At 31.4% G+C, this 2,089-nt stretch carries 3 protein-coding genes; 1 reads left to right on the top strand and 2 read right to left on the bottom strand.

Annotated features, from left to right (window positions below):
* Together VB711_RS26410 and VB711_RS26415 are read right to left on the bottom strand one after the other, a co-directional pair.
* Positions 1-853 (bottom strand): hypothetical protein (locus VB711_RS26410; protein WP_323289402.1); only part of this gene is annotated, 853 nt, incomplete at its 3' end.
* Positions 854-1,058: 205 nt separating this feature from the next.
* Positions 1,059-1,334 carry a UPF0175 family protein gene (locus VB711_RS26415; RefSeq protein WP_323289403.1) on the bottom strand — a complete coding sequence of 92 codons (276 nt, stop codon included), beginning with the start codon at positions 1,332-1,334 and terminating at the stop codon, positions 1,059-1,061.
* Positions 1,335-1,620: 286 nt separating this feature from the next.
* Between VB711_RS26415 and VB711_RS26420 the strand changes: the two genes are divergently transcribed.
* Positions 1,621-1,977, top strand: coding sequence for a hypothetical protein (locus VB711_RS26420; protein ID WP_323289404.1), 357 nt, complete (start codon positions 1,621-1,623; stop codon positions 1,975-1,977).
* The last annotated feature ends 112 nt before the right edge of the window (positions 1,978-2,089 follow it).

Raw genomic sequence — 2,089 nt, forward strand, 5'->3', positions numbered from 1 at the left:
CCTTGGTAGTTGGTTTAATAGTTTCTTTCTGTAACTTCCTTAAATTATCTCGTTTTTCTTTATATCCTGCATTAGCATCTTCAGTTGCTTTTAACGTTTCATCTTTACCAAATATTGTTTCTTTAATTGACTGCAAGGTTTTACCCAATTCTTCCTTTAGCTTTTCAACAATTTCTTTAAATATATCTAATACCGTTGATTCATCTTTAGCAAAATCAGCGATCGCATCATCTATATTATTAGATGCTTTGTCTCTCATGTTTATAAATTGGTTTCTAATCTGCTGTTCTACTGGAACTTCTTGATTGTCAAAGGCAGTCAATAAATCGTTATAAAATTGAACTATTATAGTTTTAATATCTTCTACCAATCCAGCAAACCAATCTTTGTTAACCTTTTCTGCTGTTTTTATTTTCTCATACAATGATTCATTATTCCTGAACCCACTATTATTTAATTTATTCCAATCAATCAGCAAATTATTAACCTCAATTGCTGCTGTATAATCCTCTTTGTTGGCTTTTCTTTTGCCAATTGTATCAAGTTTTTGTTGTCCTGACGTAAATGGATCAGCGTGTACTTTAGAATTAAAAACTTTATTGACACCATAGCAAGATTGTAGAATTTCAGCCGATGCTTGTCCTACTTCGGTATCTAATTCATTATCTGAAAAGTAATCTACGATCGCATAAATTTCAGGTAAATTAGATTTTGAAAACTCTGTAGGCTGAATTGATTCAAGCCAATCACGCTTATTTGATAAAGCCGAAATAATTTCAGGGGGAACTTTTAACCCCCCTTTATTTACCCAAATCCCGTTAGATATTTGGGATAAAACTTGTTCTGGTGTCATATATTTTTTGATGTTTAAATACTACTATATTCTATCTTAATACTATAAAAAATACCAGATAAAAATGGGCTATATTGTACTTAACAATTATTCTTGAACTATCTGCGGAATTATTACCCGATGATAAAGTTGAGCAAGTATTTCAATTTCATCAATTAACACTAGATAACAAATTGGAGAAGTATCAGATATAACTAACATTATTCTACAAAATGCCTGATTCTTGTAATTGTTGATGTGTTTGGTGATCTTGCTCTAAATCCGCTTCATTATAAGCTAGATAAATGCCTTGAGATTGCAAAAAACTATCTACCTCTAAACGGGTTTTCATACCTAATAATTCTCTTAATTTACCTACACTAATTAAACCTTGACGATAAGCCTCAACTGCAATCATTTCTATGATTCTACTATCTAAATTACCCCATTTTTCTGTCAGATAATGGGCTATAGAATCGGGCAAAACAATAGAAATTTGCATATTTTTTTCCTTGATTTTAATTGGATTTGGCTTGTTATTCCCTCATGGTGGGGAATTTATACTATTAAGACGACTGCTATATTTTAGCATATTTTTCACTACATAATATTTCTTGACAATATGAAGTCATTACTAGATACAAAGCAATCCTCTATGTAATACCAGACAACAAACAGATAATTTATGAATCTATGGTTAATCTCCGCCCTAGATAAAATCGGTCAATGGAAATTTTGGATGTTAAAATTAGAGAACAAGTTGCTGCAATTATTATGGATTTGTTAGTATGATTAACTTAACTTATAAACAAGAAACTTTTATTAAAGATGATGTTTCTATCGGGTTAAGTAATTTAAACAACCACTTAAAACAAATTCAGGGTTTATTACAAGATGTTAATAATAATGAAGTGATCAAAAGTTTGATTAGACAGACAATGTATTTTATTGAGTGGATAGCCCCGGATGTAGAATTTGATTATGCTTTTGAATTAGTGAATTTAGGACGGTTTTTGACCCGTTGGTTGTTTAAATGGGAACAAATCTGGAATGATACAGAAGCCAGCAATCAGGTAAATCAAGAACTTGGTAATTGGAATGACCGTGTTTTACAAATGTCACAATTAACCGTACAAAAACCATGACTCAACCACCTTTACCACAACCAAAATTAGAACCCAGTGGAATTACTTTTGACCAATATTCAGAATTTACCCCACAAAAACTAGAACTTTGGAGCGGGTATCTGGGTTATGG

Source organism: Cronbergia sp. UHCC 0137, assembly GCF_034932285.1.
Lineage (GTDB): Bacteria > Cyanobacteriota > Cyanobacteriia > Cyanobacteriales > Nostocaceae > Cronbergia.